The following is a 13,543-nucleotide window of genomic DNA, read 5'->3' as shown; positions in this document are numbered from 1 at the left end:
GGCGGGCATATTTTAGCTAGGCTCGCAGCGCCTAAGCGGGTCCACGCTGGCGAACGACACGCTTGAGCAACTGGCTTTTCTGTATCCTCCTCGACCGACTGCTTTTGGCCGATTCTGTTGAAAAAGTCGTACTCGCTTAGCCAAGGTGACCGCCTGCATCAATGAATAGCTTGCGGAGTTTTTTTCGAGCCGCCTCTGAAAGACGCTGTGAATAGCGTTGAAACTCTTCTTCGGCAGTGTCGGGCTTGCCGTTCATGGCCAATACAAACGCGTATGCAAGAGGATGTTGTATGTAGTTGTAGAAACCCAGGCCACCCGTCGACAAATGCTGCTTGACCCGCTCGAAAGCACCAGGCAGGTCGGCTATCGAACGAGCCTCGTTCCAAAACGATTCAGCTTTTGGAATGGCAGCCCGGAGGATATTGGGAGCGCTGGTTGCTATGACATCAAGTCCGTAGCTGTATGAGATATCAAACGCTCGATCTCGCACATCGAAAGTCAGATCAGGTCGTGCTGATTTTGACGTCCTGTGCCATTTGATTTCATTGCCGGAAAGATGGGGAACGAAGTCCAGTGACAGAGCCCATGACGGCGCCAGCGCGCCGCCTTTGCGCTGCTCAAGGCGAAAGAGTTGGCGAATGGGAGCATTGACGCTACGCAGCCAGGACAGCGGGCCCTGAACTTCGAACCCTAACGGCTGTAAAAGTGACTCTACGGTTGGCGAAACAATTTCGTGGATTTGATCTATTCGCACTATTTCGAACGTTTTTCCCTGCATCGTCGGCCCCATGCTCAAACGTAATCCCACTTCGACAACTTCGGTCGTTGGTTCGACCATCAGATAATGGATGGAGTCTTCTTCATCCACATTCGGGAATCAAGGCACACGAAACTTCTCTCGGCGAATTGCTTTTTACATCAGGCCGAGGTTGAACTGTCCTTTTGCAAAAGTAGCTCTCCTGATTGGTCTGAGACAAAATCTGCCCATCGGCCAGCGGGAGAGTACGCAGCATGATGGGAGAGTTATGGAGTGGGCAGGATAGGCTGTTTTATTCGTTCAATCGTGAAGACCACATGGCCAAACTTACACCTCAAGGGCCACCCGCCACAGGATAGGCGCGCCTGCCTCAAGCAAAAACCTCAAATCAACCCACTGACAAAGCAGCAACGGGTTAAGCACCTTCAATAGACCGTCACTGTCGCTGAAACTCTTTCAGGCCCCGCGAACATATTCCAAGAGGAGCCAAGCCCCCAAGCGGAAGAAATGCTAGATGTGATTGAGCAAGTTGGTCATAGTATTTTCCGTTTAGGCCAAATCCACATCTTCCATTAGGGCTCTACAAGACAACATGTCTAGCATTGCGATCACCGATCTAACTGTGCCTTGGGACGTCGACAGCATTTCGCGCCCCGTCGTGGCCTTGAGTGCCACATCGGTAACAAAGGACTGGGAAAATGCGAGGCATCAGCACCGCAAGGCGCAGCTGATCTATTCCCTACGCGGCATCCTCAACTGCGAAATTGAAGACGGTGTCTGGATCGTGCCGCCGCAGTGCGCCATATGGATACCGGGAGACTTGCCTCACGCGGCGCGGGGGGCGGGTGAAACGGAATGCTATTGCCTGTTCGTTGAGCCAGACGCAGCACCGGACCTTCCGAAAACCTGTTGCACGATTTCGGTATCGCCATTGCTACGTGAGTTGCTACTGAAGGTGGCCGGTTTTCCTGAGTTATATGCGCAGGGGGGGCGAGAAGACCGGTTAATTGCCGCATTGCTCGATGAGTTGGTGGCGGCCCCCGTGGAAGACTTGCATCTGCCCATGCCGCGTGATTCCCGATTACGCCGCCTCGTGGAAATGATGCTGGCCGACCCCACGGACAAGACGTCGAAGGCCGACTGGGCTACTCGAATTGGTATGAGCGAGCGAAGCATGAGCCGTCTTTTGCTGCATGAAATTGGAATGAGCTTTGGGCGCTGGCGTCGGCAACTGCATGTGATCCTTGCGCTTCAACGTTTGACCAAGGGTGAAAGCGTGCAAACGGTGGCAATAGAGCTGGGGTACGAAAACGCCAGCGGGTTCGTAACCATGTTCCGCAAGGCCGTGGGCAAACCTCCGGCACGATACCTATCGGATCGCATCGGCGGCGCAGAGCTCGCTTCCGTGCCCGGCATCATGCTCCCCAATGAAATCTCTCCCTGATGCATCAGACTCTTGACTCGGGACCACCGGCCGCCTTCCGTCGCCGATGGTCCTTCCTTGCGGAGTTGCCGACATTTTGCAACGTCGTGGTGATGGTGAAAGCTAACTCCTCGTCGAGAACAAAACCCTCCTCGGATGCCAGCGACTGTAGGTGCTCACGCAACCCCCGGTCTTCAATGAAAACCATCCGCACGCCAAAATGAAATCACGCTTGGCCTAACTGAATAACAATCTGGCCTGGTTTCGCCATCACTCCCCTCTGTGCCTATTGTTAAATGAAACATCTAAATACAAATGAGTATTGTTGATGTTCATCATTGCAACTGTTGGGAAGTCCCGTTGGCCAATTGATAGGCGCGCAGAGCCCGCTGGCCATCCTCATCTGGATGGTTCGTACAAGGGCGCAATCAGGAGCGCGCCCCGCACCGTGCTGGGCTCGGCAGTTGCGGCGGCAGTTCTCATTAGCGCGCAGGGCGCATTTGCCGCCGAGCCACGGCAGATTCAAACCAGGGCAGGGGGGACGTCTCAAGACGAGATAGCCTTGCCGGCCATCACCATAACGGGCCCCATGGATACGGCGACCACCGAAGGTACTGGCTCCTACACCACGGGCCAGACGTCGGCGGCGACGCACCTGCCGCTGTCGCTGCGGGAAACACCGCAGTCGGTGACGGTGATCACCCGCCAGCGCATGGACGACCAGCAATTGAATTCGGTTCAGGGCGTGCTGGAGAACACCACGGGCGTCTCTTCATACCAGTCCGACAGCGAGCGGACGAGTTTCTACTCGCGTGGTTTCTTGATCAACAACGTCCAGTACGACGGCATACCCACCGTCCTCGGCAACATCGTCAATGGAAGCGGCATCGGTTCTATCGATACCTCGTTCTATGATCGTATCGAGGTAGTGCGGGGCGGCTCCGGATTGCTGACCGGCACCGGCAATCCCTCGGCCGCCATCAACCTGGTGCGCAAACGACCGACCCGTGAATTCTCGGCGTCCGCCTCGCTTGGAGCGGGGAGCTGGGATACCCATCGGGAAATGGCCGACGTATCGACTCCGTTGACCGAGGATGGCCGTATCCGCGCCCGCATGGTCGGGACGTCCCAGGAAGGAAACTCGTACATCGATGGGTACAAGCCACAGAGGAAGGCGTTCTACGGCATCATCGAGGCAGATCTGACACCCGATACGACGGTGAGCCTGGGCTATGACTACCAGGACATCACGCCGAAGGGCTCGACCTGGGGTGGTTTACCGCTATGGTTCAGCGACGGCACGCAGGCGGAGTATTCACGCTCCAAAAACTACGCGCAGAACTGGAGCCATTGGGACAACACCCTTAAGACGGCGTTTGCCGAGATCGAGCACCGCTTTGACAACGGCTGGAATCTCCGGGCCGTCGCTAATCAATACCGCACGGAATTCGATGCCGAACTGCTCGGCCTGGTCGGCCGCCCCGATCGCGCCACGGGACTGGGCTCCTTTCCCAACGGGGCTCTTCCGGTGGCACTGGCGTCCGAAGGTCGCAGCCGTCAAAACACCTTCGACGTGATGGCGAGCGGCCCCTTCGAACTGCTTGGCCGCCAGCATGACCTGGTGGTGGGGGCGACGAGTTCGCGCCGCACCGCCAGCCAGGAGGATATCGCTCCGTTTTATCCAGGCTTTACGCCGGTCAATGTCTATGAACTGAGCCCAGCCTATCCCCGCCCCAACTTCGATGCCATGGCTTCGATACCGACCCGCACTCGAATCAAGCAGAGTGGTGTCTATAGCGCAGCCCGGTTCTCGCTGGCCGAGCCTCTGAAACTCATTGTCGGCGGCCGCTTCAGCAACTACGAAATCGACGATGTCGTCGGTGGCTCGTCGTTGCACTACAAGAAGAGCAGTGAATTCACCCCGTATGCCGGCTTGGTTTACGACATCGACAAGACCTATTCAGCCTACGTGAGCTACACGGGCATATTCAATCCGCAAACCGACTATCGCGACAGCAAGGGCAACGTGCTCACGCCGTCAAAGGGAAAAACCAAGGAAATCGGCCTTAAAGGCGCCTACATGGACGGGCGTCTGAATGCGTCGGTAGCCTTGTTCCATACCGAGCTGGATAACGCTGCACAGATGGTCGCAGGTACCTATACACCAGGTGGTGCGCAAGCCTACATAGGCGCGGATGGGACGAAGTCGCGCGGGATCGAGTTGGACTTGCAGGGCGAGATGGCGCGTGGTTGGAACATCTATGCGGGTATCGCCCATTTCACTGCGCAAGATGGCAATGGCGTCCGCTTGAATTCACAAATACCGCGCACCACGGCCCAGCTCTTCAGCACCTACCAATTGCCCGGAGGGTGGAGCAAGTTGACGCTAGGCGCAGGCGTCAAATGGCAAAGCCGCTTCTACCAGGCACCCAACACCGGCACCAGTTCGCTGGGCGGGGAACAGGGTTCATATGCCCTGGTATCACTTTTAGGGCGCTACGCCATCACGAAGAAGATCACCGCGGCAGTCAACGTCAACAACGTGTTCGATAAGAAGTACGCGTTGCAGAAGGGCGATTTTGACACCGTAGGTTACGGCGCACCGCGCAACTTGATGGTGACGCTGGACTATAGGTATTGATTTACCGCAGGCGAACGCTTCAGCCGTTAGAAATCCCCAGACATACAACAGCCATTGATTATCGAGAAAGCTCCTATGTCCCTTCAATCTACTCTACAACCCGCCCAAGACCCGGCCATGAACAACCCAAACAAAGTGGCCTTGTTCTGGTTGACGACAGCCGCTGGTGCCGTACTTTTTGTCACCTTCCAGTTATTTTTCTACGTAAACGACTTTGTGAGAGCGCACGGAGCGACACCGGCGATTACTTTTGAGCCCGGTGTGCTTTGGATGTTTTCGGCATTCTATGGGTCTTGGATCGTGACGGTGCTTCTCGCACTGATCGGAACGCGTAAGGCTCAGGGGGTTGCCCTGGTCCTCGGCAGTCTGCTTGTCGTCCTGAATACCCTCGGGGGAATCTCCGACGGGTTGCGCGACGGTTGGCACGTTGCCTTTTCGGCAGCGTTCTTCATTACGTTACCCGGTGTATTCGCCATTGCGGCCACCTGGCGTTGCATCAAAAGCAAAGGAAACGGCCATGTCGATGAATAGTTCTGACTTCCCATTGGTCTGGATGAACCTTACGCAAGAACCCGGACATGATCACCAGAAGGACTTCGACGAATTCGAGGCCAATTTGCAGCGCGGGGAACCCTTCGTACTTTTGACCGATACCGTACCTGCAGAAGACCATGAGCACTCGCCGGAAGAAAAGAAGCGCACCGCGCTCTGGATGAAAAAGCACAAGGTTGAATTGCGAAAGTTGGTTCTGGCAATGATCCTGGTTGAAACCCACTCCGCAAAACGTCTTGGTTACAAGGCATTTGCGGTCGTTTTTGCCAAGTTCTGGGGTTACCCTCTGCTTCTTGCTGCTTCACGTGAGCAGGCAATCGAAATGGCAAGAGAACTGCTCTCAAAGGATGGAAAGCCATCTCACTGATGGTCCCCGCTGGCGTCCGATTTTCGATGAAACTCTGCTGCCGCGCACCGTCTCGGCGAGCTGCTGCCCTAACCGTTGCCCGATCGCCGGCTTCCACCACACCAGCGAGAACCCCACGCCTACTGGCCGAGCATGACGCGACGCCAGTAGATGCCGGCCACGCGCAGCCCATCCGACTTCGGGCGGTGCTCCAGGCCGGTTTCGATGGCAATCTCCCTGGCTGGCTGCGCCAGCTCCCGATTGCGCAGAGTTCCCGGCAAATTCCGGGCGAGGATCACCCGCTGCACGCCCCATTCTCCGCTCTCGAATTTCTCTATTTCTAAGAACAGTGTTCGGTGCAGCGAGTCGTTCCAGTTTTTGTAGGGCCGTGATGACCGCTTTTGGCCGATTGTTACCTGTCGCGAACGACTGCTCCGCCCCTTGGCTGACCGTCGCTTGGACGATACCTGAGCGCGCTGGCATTCCTTGTGGGAATGTAGCTCATAAAATTAATGAATTTTTATTATCGTTCTTTATGACCTAAGTTGATTCAAGGACAGGGAGAACCGCCTTGAAATCACCCATTAACTCAGTTGAAAAGTTTGATCATGTTCGGGCTAGTGAATACGGACGACAGAGCCGTATCGCGCTGGCAGGTTATGACGCCTGTCAGGACCTGGTGGCGTGCATGCTCGCGGCAAGCCTTGGAAATAGGCGCTCGGCAAAAATACTGGTAGTCGGCGCTGGCGGTACGGCGCAGGAGATCATCGCGATGGCCAGGCTTGAGCCAGGCTGGCGCTTCACCGCCGTTGATCCATCTGAATCGATGCTGGAAACCGCGAAACAGCAGTTAGCCGTCAACAACATGCTTGAAAGAACGGACGTGCACCTTGGGCACGTTGAAGACTTGGTCGCAGATGAGTCCTACGACGCAGCCACGTTGATCGGTGTACTCCATCATCTCGATGGGGATGATGCCAAGGGAGACATTCTGCGATCCATTCGGGCTCGCCTGAAACCGGGGGCTCCGCTGATTGTCGCCGGCAATCAATATGCCTATGCCAGCCAGCCGTTGCTCCTCGCCGCCTGGGGGCAACGTTGGCGGCAGCACGGAGCCAGTCCGGATGAAGTGAAAGTCAAACTTGGGAAAATTCTTCAAGGCGCTGACCCTCCACATTCTGAGGCGGCTGTTCAGAAGCTTTTGCATGATGCGGGTTTTGGGGACGCTACCCGTTTTTTCAGCAGTCTTTTCTGGGGGGCCTGGTTAACGTGTAGAACGGTCTGAACGGCGAGCTGAGTGGCAGCTCTTGGCCGATAGCTGACTTTCTGATTGGAAAGGCCGAGCTGGAAGGGCTGATAGGCAGCTAGTACGCTTGAGTCCCTCTAATGATAGGAACCTGACATGGGACATGATTCCTCGTTGCAGATCGAACGCGCCGCTTATGAGGAGTTCGTCCGGCTTTGGAGTCAAGGAAGCTTCGAGCATCAGCGACTGGGCCAAGCGTTTTACAACCACTTCAATCTACACAAACTCACCGATCAGGCCGGATTACACGGTCTATATGAGGCCGACGGTGATAAAGCCTCACGCTTGATCTTGAGGCTTTTCCACCTTCACTGAGTGGCAGCTATCGACCCAGAACTGCCCTTCGCATGGAGCCGCACCGGTAGGATTGATCAAAAACCGTAATGGCACTATGAAGTCGGAAATGTTCCGCTTATCTTTGAGCTGGATTTGCTCATGCCAAGGATTGCCCAATGCTCGAAAAAATTCTGGTCCGTAACGTCTCCAGCTACTCGCCTGACGCTGCGGTGTCCATTGCCCCGCTCAAGCGCGTGAACTTGTTCTACGGCCAGAATGGTACGGGCAAAACCACCATCGGCAACTTCCTCCAGTCTCCTGGTCAGGCCTGCTATAACGTTTGTGGTGTGGAACCGGTGAAGGTTGGCCGGGAGGTACTGGTTTACAACCATGTGTTCATGGAGAAGAACTTCCATGAAGCCTCTTCTCAGCCGGGAGTTTTCACTCTCAATGAGGGCAACATTGAGGCTGAGGCCGCCTTGGCAGCAGCAGAGGCGTCAATCGTTGAGCTGATGATCGCCCACGATGTTGAGATGGAGAAGGGCGTTAATTGCAAGAAGGCCCAGGACGCCGCTCATGAAGGGCTCCTGGACAGTGTCTGGAAGCCCAAGCGGGAGTTCGATGGCACCGCTCTGGCTTACTGCTTCAGGTCGCTCAACACCAGAGAACGGCTGCTGGACGCTGTCCGGCGGGTTCCGCTTGTGGCTACCACCGATACCGCCCAGGGAATGCTAGGGGAAGCGGCAGCGCTTAGTGAGACTAACGATCAGGAAGTGCCAAACATCGCGCCCATTTCTTTCCAGGCGCATAAGCTGGAAGTTGATCCGATGCTGCAGGAGGTCATCACCGGATCGAGCAACTCCTACCTTTCTGCGTTTATTCAGCAGTTGGGAAACTCGGACTGGGTTAAACACGCACTCCGGTATCGGGCTGAGGCGGAAGACAAATGCCCGCTATGTCAGCAACCTTTGCCGCAAGATTTCTACGCTGAGATCCATAAGGTCTTCGACAAGACCTATGAGGAGCGCCTGGGTGCGCTCAGGCAACTCGAATATCAGTACCGGGGTGCGATGGATCAGCTTCTGCAACGATGCGAGGCCCCTGGTTATAAGCTTCAAGCCATTAGGCTGCATATCACTCGCCTACACGCGGTGTTCGAGAAGAACCTGCAAGCCATTGGCGAGAAGATCGCCAGTCCATCTCTTGTCACTAAGCTGGAATCCACTGAAGCACTGGTTGCTGAGTTGAACCGCGAGATCGCGGCTGAACAGCTGAAAATCGACGCTATCAATGAGCGCATCAGGAACAGAAAACAGCATGAAGATAATATCAAGGAACGCTTCTGGCGATGGTACAGAGCTTCCTGCAATGCAGCTTTCCAGGTATTCGAGAAGGTCGACAAGGCGCAAGGCCGTCAGCGCCAGACCGCCAAAGATGAGGTTCAGTCGCTTCGGGAGCGAATTCAAGAGCTGCGCGGGGTTGTTACTCAGTCCAGAGCTGCCATTACGAACATCGATCAGTCGGTCGAGAACATCAACAATTGGCTGCGGGTGCTGGGGCTGAAGGGGTTTATGCTGATCAGGGAGGAGGGCTCGGTACCCCAGTATCGTCTTGAGCGCCCGGGCCAGACCGAAGGGGTGTTCAGAACGCTGAGCGAGGGTGAGAAAACACTGATCTCGTTCCTCTACTTCCTTGAGGTTTGCAATGGCGAGATGGACACCGCGAGTGGAATGCTCAAGCGTGATCGGATCATCGTCATCGACGATCCGATATCGAGCCTTTCCCATAACTATGTATACGATATCGCTTCGCTGATCAGACGCCAGGTGCTCATCCCAAGAGATCGGTTCAAGCAGGTGATCATCCTGACGCACAACCTGTTTTTCTTCCACGAGATGGCCAAGCTGTTGAAGGAGGATGGGGAAAAAGCCGTTGCTATGTTCCGGATCACCAAGTCTGAATACAGCTCCGTCGTGCCCATGGCGGAACGGGAAATCCAGAACGACTACCAAGCCTTCTGGCAGACCATCAAGGATGCATTGCAAGGCAGAACGTCTCCTAATGTGATGCCGAACATGATGCGCAACATTCTGGAGTACTACTTTAGCTTTGTGCACCAGGCGCCCACCCTGCGCCAAGCGTTGATGGAGCTCAGTGAGGACAAGCCGGAGTTCAGGGCGTTTTACCGTTATATCAATCGCGAGTCACACACTGACTCGGTTAACCTCACTGACTTTGGCGAGATTGATCCGGCGACCTTCATAGATCGGTTCAAGGATGTGTTCGTCAAAACGAAATTCGAAGCCCACTTCGACAAGATGATGTCGTAAAGAGAGGTAACTCAGGCTGGATGTGCTTCGGGGGATATGGTCGAAGGGGCGAACATCATGGGTTTACGAGTAGCCTTTCCATACATCCGCTGATAGCGTTGCGCCTGCAGCTACCACCAAAGGACTCTCCTTCCTGCCTGGCACTCAACTGCTCGCTTTGCACGTGGCGTGTAAAGGCTATCAGCGGCCCGCTGAGATCAGTTGGAGAATACGCCATGACCGATCATGGGAAAGTTGTCCTGGTTCGCCAGTACAACCGTTTCCGGTTTGGGCAGTGGGAAACCGTGTGCATGCACATGCGCTCCCTTCCGCACCGGTAATTGAACGTACCTAGGTGGTAGCTGTACTTCTTCAATCTCGCCTCTGCGTCTAGACACTCCCCACTAACTATTCAGCGTTCCTTTCGAGTTGCCCCCAACGTCCTGCTGGCAAGCAAAACACCTATATCGGACGACCGTTTTTGGCCGGTAACAGCCAGACATAGGATTTAGCCCCATGATTTTTACCGGCCAACAAGCCTACGCGCTCTATGACGGCGGGATTGAGACAGCGTTTTGTCCTCGGCGCACTGAGCCAAGATCGCGGTCAGCGCAATGTCTAAAGGAAAGCCATCCTCCAGCCATTTAAGCGCCAGTCCTGACCAATATTCGGAATGCGACGTCAAGGCTGTGATCACCAGCGGCTGCAACGCAATGTCGGCAGGTAGCTTATATTTTTTACTAAGAGCGCTTACCGCATCTGGCAAATCGAGTGCTGCCGTTTCGAAAGGTTTCTCAAGCAGCGGCAATAGCCACACATAGCTGAACTCTTCGTTCATCTTCCCCCCGATTGCTGATGGTCGTTTTTTTGCCTATCACCAAGAGCATAAATCAACCCAGCGGATAACAGTCGCCACCAACGGCCGTAGCATCCGGGGCGCCGAAAACAGATTTTCTGGAAGGCTGAAGGTTTATCTTCCTTCGGGTTGTGAGTCCAGGCGTCCAAGGCCGTAGTAATTCATGAATTCGCGCATAGTCGGTGAAAGCGTCTCTTGTGAAGCAATCTGCCAGAATTTTCTTTCCCCAAGAATCGGCTGTAACCGCTTGATGAGTTCCTGCGCCGTATTGTGATGGCCAGCACGCAGCCAGTGCCTGAACATGTATTCGTTTTCTTGCCTCGGTAGCTGTGCTGCTTGGAGCAGTCTGAGTGAATACCGGAAGTTCAGTGGCCAAAGTTGCTTTAAAAAATCGAGTCTCTCAGCGATTGGAAGGCCCACTAACCATTGCCTCACATCCTTATCCACCTGAGCATTACCAGATCGCGACGCCACCTGCTGCGGGGTGAAACGAGAGTCGTCCATGGAGTGCAAGGCCTAAGAGTATAAGGGAAGGTCACATTCTGTCGTACGCATAGGAATAACGGGCAGCTTATTTTTTGCCCTTTGTCTGCTCTTGGCCGGAAGGCAGCCTTTCACAGCGTGCAGAAATCGACCCATGGCTAACCGCCTTAATCGGCAGAAACCGTTCACGTGCAGTCATCACGAGGGTAAGCGCGGGAGTTCATTGAAGGGATCGCCCTCAAACCAAGGTGAGCATCGAGGCCAAATCAAATGAAACCTCAATGGCCATCTCTGCCTACCTGGGTAAATCCTCAACGCTTCAGCAATAGTTAACGCCTGAAAGCATGCCTCTTGGCTATCGAGACAATCAGCAGCCCCGGCAGCAGCAACGCCAACGTTACCCAGGGAATAGCGCTTGCTCCCCAGGTTTCCAAGAGAACGCCGCCGATCACACCACTGCCTGCAAACGCCAGGTTAAAGACGGTGACCAGCATTGATTGCGCAATATCCGCGCCGTCACCGGCAACATCGGCCAAGGCAGTTTGCAATAAGGTTGGCGCACCACCGAAGCTCATCCCCCATAAGACGATGCTGATATAGATCGCACTCGCGGGCAGGCCACCCAACCCAAGGGTAAACGCAACCAGGGTGAATGCTGTCAGGCTGAGCAATACCAGGCTCCGAAGCCTGCCATCAATCAGCGTGCCGATCATCCATAGACCGAACAAGGCTGCCATACCGAATAAAAGGAGGCCCCGATCTACCTGATCGGCCAATCCAACAGAAGCCAGGAACGCAGCAATATAGGTATAGAGGGTGTAATGGGCCAGGATCCAGAGCATGACCACCGCCAGCACGGGCCGCACGCCCGGGGTTTGCAAGACCTTGCGTAGCGGCAGGCGTTGATCGGAGCGTTGTCCGGGATAATCAGGCACTTTCAGATATATCCAGGCCATCAGCAAAAGGCTGAGTCCTGAGAGCGTGCCGAATACGCAACGCCATCCCAGCAGTTTGCCGAGCCAGGCACCCAGCGGTACGCCCAGGGCAAGAGCCAAAGGGATGCCGAGCATGGCCAGCGCCATAGCGCGACCGTGCAGTTGTGGGATAACCAACCGTCTGGCGTAGCCGGCCAGCAGGCTCCAGGCCAGACCGGTTGCAATACCCACCATGAAGCGAGCAGCCAGCGTCAATGAAAACCAGGGCGACAGGGCGGTCACCGCATTACAGGCGCAAAACACCCCGACGGCCAGTAATAGCACCCAGCGCCGACGCCAACCCTGCAACGCGAGCGTCAAGGGAATAGCCGCCAACCCTGAGCCCAGTGCACAGAGTGTCACCATCTGACCGGCCCACGCTTGCGACACACCAAATGCCTCGGCGATTTGCGGCAACAGTCCTGCTGGTACCGTTTCGTTGGCGGTGGCGATAAAGCTACCCATTGTCAGCGCCAACAGGGCCCCCAGTGGGAGACGCCCGGTAGTGAGGTATTCGGTATTACCTGAAGTCGTGAAAGAGCCATTTTCAAAGTGTGATTTGCCGGTCATGACCTGTGCTCAACGGGAGGGGAGGCATGAGTGTGATGAATTGCCACTGATTTGATAATTGGCCTACCATTTGATGAACTATCAAATTTGAATTGAATATGGCCACTGACCGATTGGGTGATATGCGTTTGTTTGTCGAGGCGGCGGCACTCGGCAGCTTGTCTGCCGCAGGACGCAAGCTGGCGCTGTCGCCAGCCGCGGCCAGCGCGCGTCTTATCAAGCTTGAGGCGGCGCTGCGCACCAAGTTGTTTGATCGCACAACGCGTCAGTTGCGCCTCACGGAAGAAGGTCGGTTTTATTTGCAACAGTGCTGGGTTGCATTGCGGGCTATCGATGAAGCGGAAGCGGGGCTTCAAGCCAGTCAAACAGAGGTGCGTGGCAAGGTACGGATATCCGCGTCTGCCGATTTTGGCCGCAATCTTTTGAATGACTGGCTTGAGGCATTCAGTTCATTGCACCCAGAACTGTACATCGCGCTGACGTTGTCGGATTCGGTGTCGAACCTGGTGCAGGACGATGTCGATCTGGCAATCCGGTTTGGACAGCCCCATGAAAGCTCGATGATCGCCAGGCAGTTGGCGCCCAACTGGCGAGTACTGTGCGCTTCGCCTGACTATCTGGCGCGCTACGGTGAACCCCAGACCCCTGCTGACTTGGTTGACCACAAGTTCATCGTGCTGGTGACTTCCGCAGGCCCATTGAACACCTTTCACTTTGTGGTGGACGGGCAAGAATGGAACCACACCGTACCCATGAGCCAGGCATGGGAAACAAATGATGGCGCACTCGCGCGCGCATGGGCATTGGCCGGGCATGGCATCGCACGTAAGACCATTTGGGATGCCGCAGCCGATATCCGTGCGGGACGACTGAAAGTCCTGTTGCCTGACTTTTGTGTCCGAGAGGCCGGCGTCTACGCGTTATTGCACGGCAGTCGTTACCGGGTTCCCCGCGTGCGTGTATTGCTGGATTTCCTTATCGAGCATTTTGATCGCGCAACCCATGAGCTGTTGTTCGACCTTAAAGCACCTGATGCCAGGAGGTCGTAAG

General features: G+C 55.4%; 12 protein-coding genes and 1 pseudogene. 8 read left to right on the top strand and 5 right to left on the bottom strand.

Annotated features, from left to right (window positions below; all coding sequences use genetic code 11):
- Positions 1–136 precede the first annotated feature (136 nt).
- The gene (locus A7317_RS17040; RefSeq protein ID WP_227496865.1) at positions 137–868 is read right to left on the bottom strand and encodes a hypothetical protein; all 732 of its coding nucleotides are present in this window, start codon (positions 866–868) and stop codon (positions 137–139) included.
- A gap of 481 nt (positions 869–1,349) precedes the next feature.
- Between A7317_RS17040 and A7317_RS17035 the strand changes: the two genes are divergently transcribed.
- The 4 genes from A7317_RS17035 to A7317_RS17015 all read left to right on the top strand — a co-directional run bounded on the left by A7317_RS17035 (position 1,350) and on the right by A7317_RS17015 (position 5,740).
- Positions 1,350–2,201: an AraC family transcriptional regulator gene (locus A7317_RS17035; RefSeq protein ID WP_024074962.1), complete on the top strand. Its 852-nt coding sequence runs from the start codon at positions 1,350–1,352 to the stop codon at positions 2,199–2,201.
- Positions 2,202–2,508: 307 nt separating this feature from the next.
- The gene (locus tag A7317_RS17025) at positions 2,509–4,821 is read left to right on the top strand and encodes a TonB-dependent siderophore receptor (protein WP_024074964.1); all 2,313 of its coding nucleotides are present in this window, start codon (positions 2,509–2,511) and stop codon (positions 4,819–4,821) included.
- Between the two features lie 117 nt (positions 4,822–4,938).
- The gene (locus tag A7317_RS17020) at positions 4,939–5,352 is read left to right on the top strand and encodes a hypothetical protein (RefSeq protein ID WP_041161173.1); all 414 of its coding nucleotides are present in this window, start codon (positions 4,939–4,941) and stop codon (positions 5,350–5,352) included.
- Positions 5,339–5,740: a hypothetical protein gene (locus A7317_RS17015; protein WP_024074966.1), complete on the top strand. Its 402-nt coding sequence runs from the start codon at positions 5,339–5,341 to the stop codon at positions 5,738–5,740. Before A7317_RS17020 ends, A7317_RS17015 begins: the two co-directional genes overlap by 14 nt.
- Here the strand turns inward: A7317_RS17015 and A7317_RS30095 are convergent.
- Positions 5,714–6,024, bottom strand: a pseudogene (locus A7317_RS30095) (DUF3363 domain-containing protein); the annotation flags it as partial. The gene A7317_RS17015 and the pseudogene A7317_RS30095 overlap by 27 nt on opposite strands.
- Positions 6,025–6,290: 266 nt before the next feature.
- Between A7317_RS30095 and A7317_RS17010 the strand changes: the two are divergent.
- The 3 genes from A7317_RS17010 to A7317_RS17000 all read left to right on the top strand — a co-directional run bounded on the left by A7317_RS17010 (position 6,291) and on the right by A7317_RS17000 (position 9,631).
- Positions 6,291–7,004 carry a class I SAM-dependent methyltransferase gene (locus tag A7317_RS17010; RefSeq protein WP_069076402.1) on the top strand — a complete coding sequence of 238 codons (714 nt, stop codon included), beginning with the start codon at positions 6,291–6,293 and terminating at the stop codon, positions 7,002–7,004.
- Between the two features lie 117 nt (positions 7,005–7,121).
- A complete protein-coding gene (locus A7317_RS17005; RefSeq protein ID WP_069076401.1) occupies positions 7,122–7,340 on the top strand; it encodes a hypothetical protein in 219 nt (72 codons plus the stop codon).
- A 137-nt stretch (positions 7,341–7,477) separates the two neighbouring features.
- Positions 7,478–9,631 (top strand): AAA family ATPase, encoded by a 2,154-nt coding sequence (locus A7317_RS17000; protein ID WP_069076400.1) that lies wholly within the window; start codon positions 7,478–7,480, stop codon positions 9,629–9,631.
- 502 nt (positions 9,632–10,133) lie between these two features.
- Here A7317_RS17000 and A7317_RS16995 read toward each other — a convergent pair.
- The 3 genes from A7317_RS16995 to A7317_RS16985 form a co-directional block, all read right to left on the bottom strand.
- Positions 10,134–10,448, bottom strand: a complete 315-nt coding sequence (locus A7317_RS16995) for a hypothetical protein (RefSeq protein WP_069076399.1) — start codon at positions 10,446–10,448, stop codon at positions 10,134–10,136.
- Between the two features lie 132 nt (positions 10,449–10,580).
- Positions 10,581–10,970, bottom strand: a complete 390-nt coding sequence (locus A7317_RS16990) for a hypothetical protein (protein WP_069076398.1) — start codon at positions 10,968–10,970, stop codon at positions 10,581–10,583.
- A 308-nt stretch (positions 10,971–11,278) separates the two neighbouring features.
- Complete coding sequence (locus A7317_RS16985) at positions 11,279–12,493, bottom strand: MFS transporter (RefSeq protein WP_069076397.1); 1,215 nt, start codon at positions 12,491–12,493, stop codon at positions 11,279–11,281.
- A 98-nt stretch (positions 12,494–12,591) separates the two neighbouring features.
- On the opposite strand from A7317_RS16985, the gene A7317_RS16980 reads away from it, so the two are divergent.
- Positions 12,592–13,542 (top strand): LysR family transcriptional regulator, encoded by a 951-nt coding sequence (locus A7317_RS16980; protein WP_069076396.1) that lies wholly within the window; start codon positions 12,592–12,594, stop codon positions 13,540–13,542.
- Position 13,543: the final 1 nt, after the last annotated feature.

The organism is Pseudomonas fluorescens (assembly GCF_001708445.1).
Lineage (GTDB): Bacteria > Pseudomonadota > Gammaproteobacteria > Pseudomonadales > Pseudomonadaceae > Aquipseudomonas > Aquipseudomonas gorinensis.
Note: the sequence above shows the minus strand (reverse complement) of the source record. Positions and strands in the feature narration are given on the sequence as shown.

What these genes read in the sequence shown, in the direction of transcription:
- A7317_RS17035 (WP_024074962.1), top strand. Translation starts at nt 1,350, where the DNA reads ATGTCTAGCATTGCGATCACCGATCTAACTGTGCCTTGGGACGTCGAC.
- A7317_RS17025 (WP_024074964.1), top strand. Translation starts at nt 2,509, where the DNA reads ATGTTCATCATTGCAACTGTTGGGAAGTCCCGTTGGCCAATTGATAGG.
- A7317_RS17020 (WP_041161173.1), top strand. Translation starts at nt 4,939, where the DNA reads ATGAACAACCCAAACAAAGTGGCCTTGTTCTGGTTGACGACAGCCGCT.
- A7317_RS17015 (WP_024074966.1), top strand. Translation starts at nt 5,339, where the DNA reads ATGTCGATGAATAGTTCTGACTTCCCATTGGTCTGGATGAACCTTACG.
- A7317_RS17005 (WP_069076401.1), top strand. Translation starts at nt 7,122, where the DNA reads ATGGGACATGATTCCTCGTTGCAGATCGAACGCGCCGCTTATGAGGAG.
- A7317_RS17000 (WP_069076400.1), top strand. Translation starts at nt 7,478, where the DNA reads ATGCTCGAAAAAATTCTGGTCCGTAACGTCTCCAGCTACTCGCCTGAC.
- A7317_RS16995 (WP_069076399.1), bottom strand. Translation starts at nt 10,448, where the DNA reads ATGAACGAAGAGTTCAGCTATGTGTGGCTATTGCCGCTGCTTGAGAAA.
- A7317_RS16990 (WP_069076398.1), bottom strand. Translation starts at nt 10,970, where the DNA reads ATGGACGACTCTCGTTTCACCCCGCAGCAGGTGGCGTCGCGATCTGGT.
- A7317_RS16985 (WP_069076397.1), bottom strand. Translation starts at nt 12,493, where the DNA reads ATGACCGGCAAATCACACTTTGAAAATGGCTCTTTCACGACTTCAGGT.
- A7317_RS16980 (WP_069076396.1), top strand. Translation starts at nt 12,592, where the DNA reads ATGGCCACTGACCGATTGGGTGATATGCGTTTGTTTGTCGAGGCGGCG.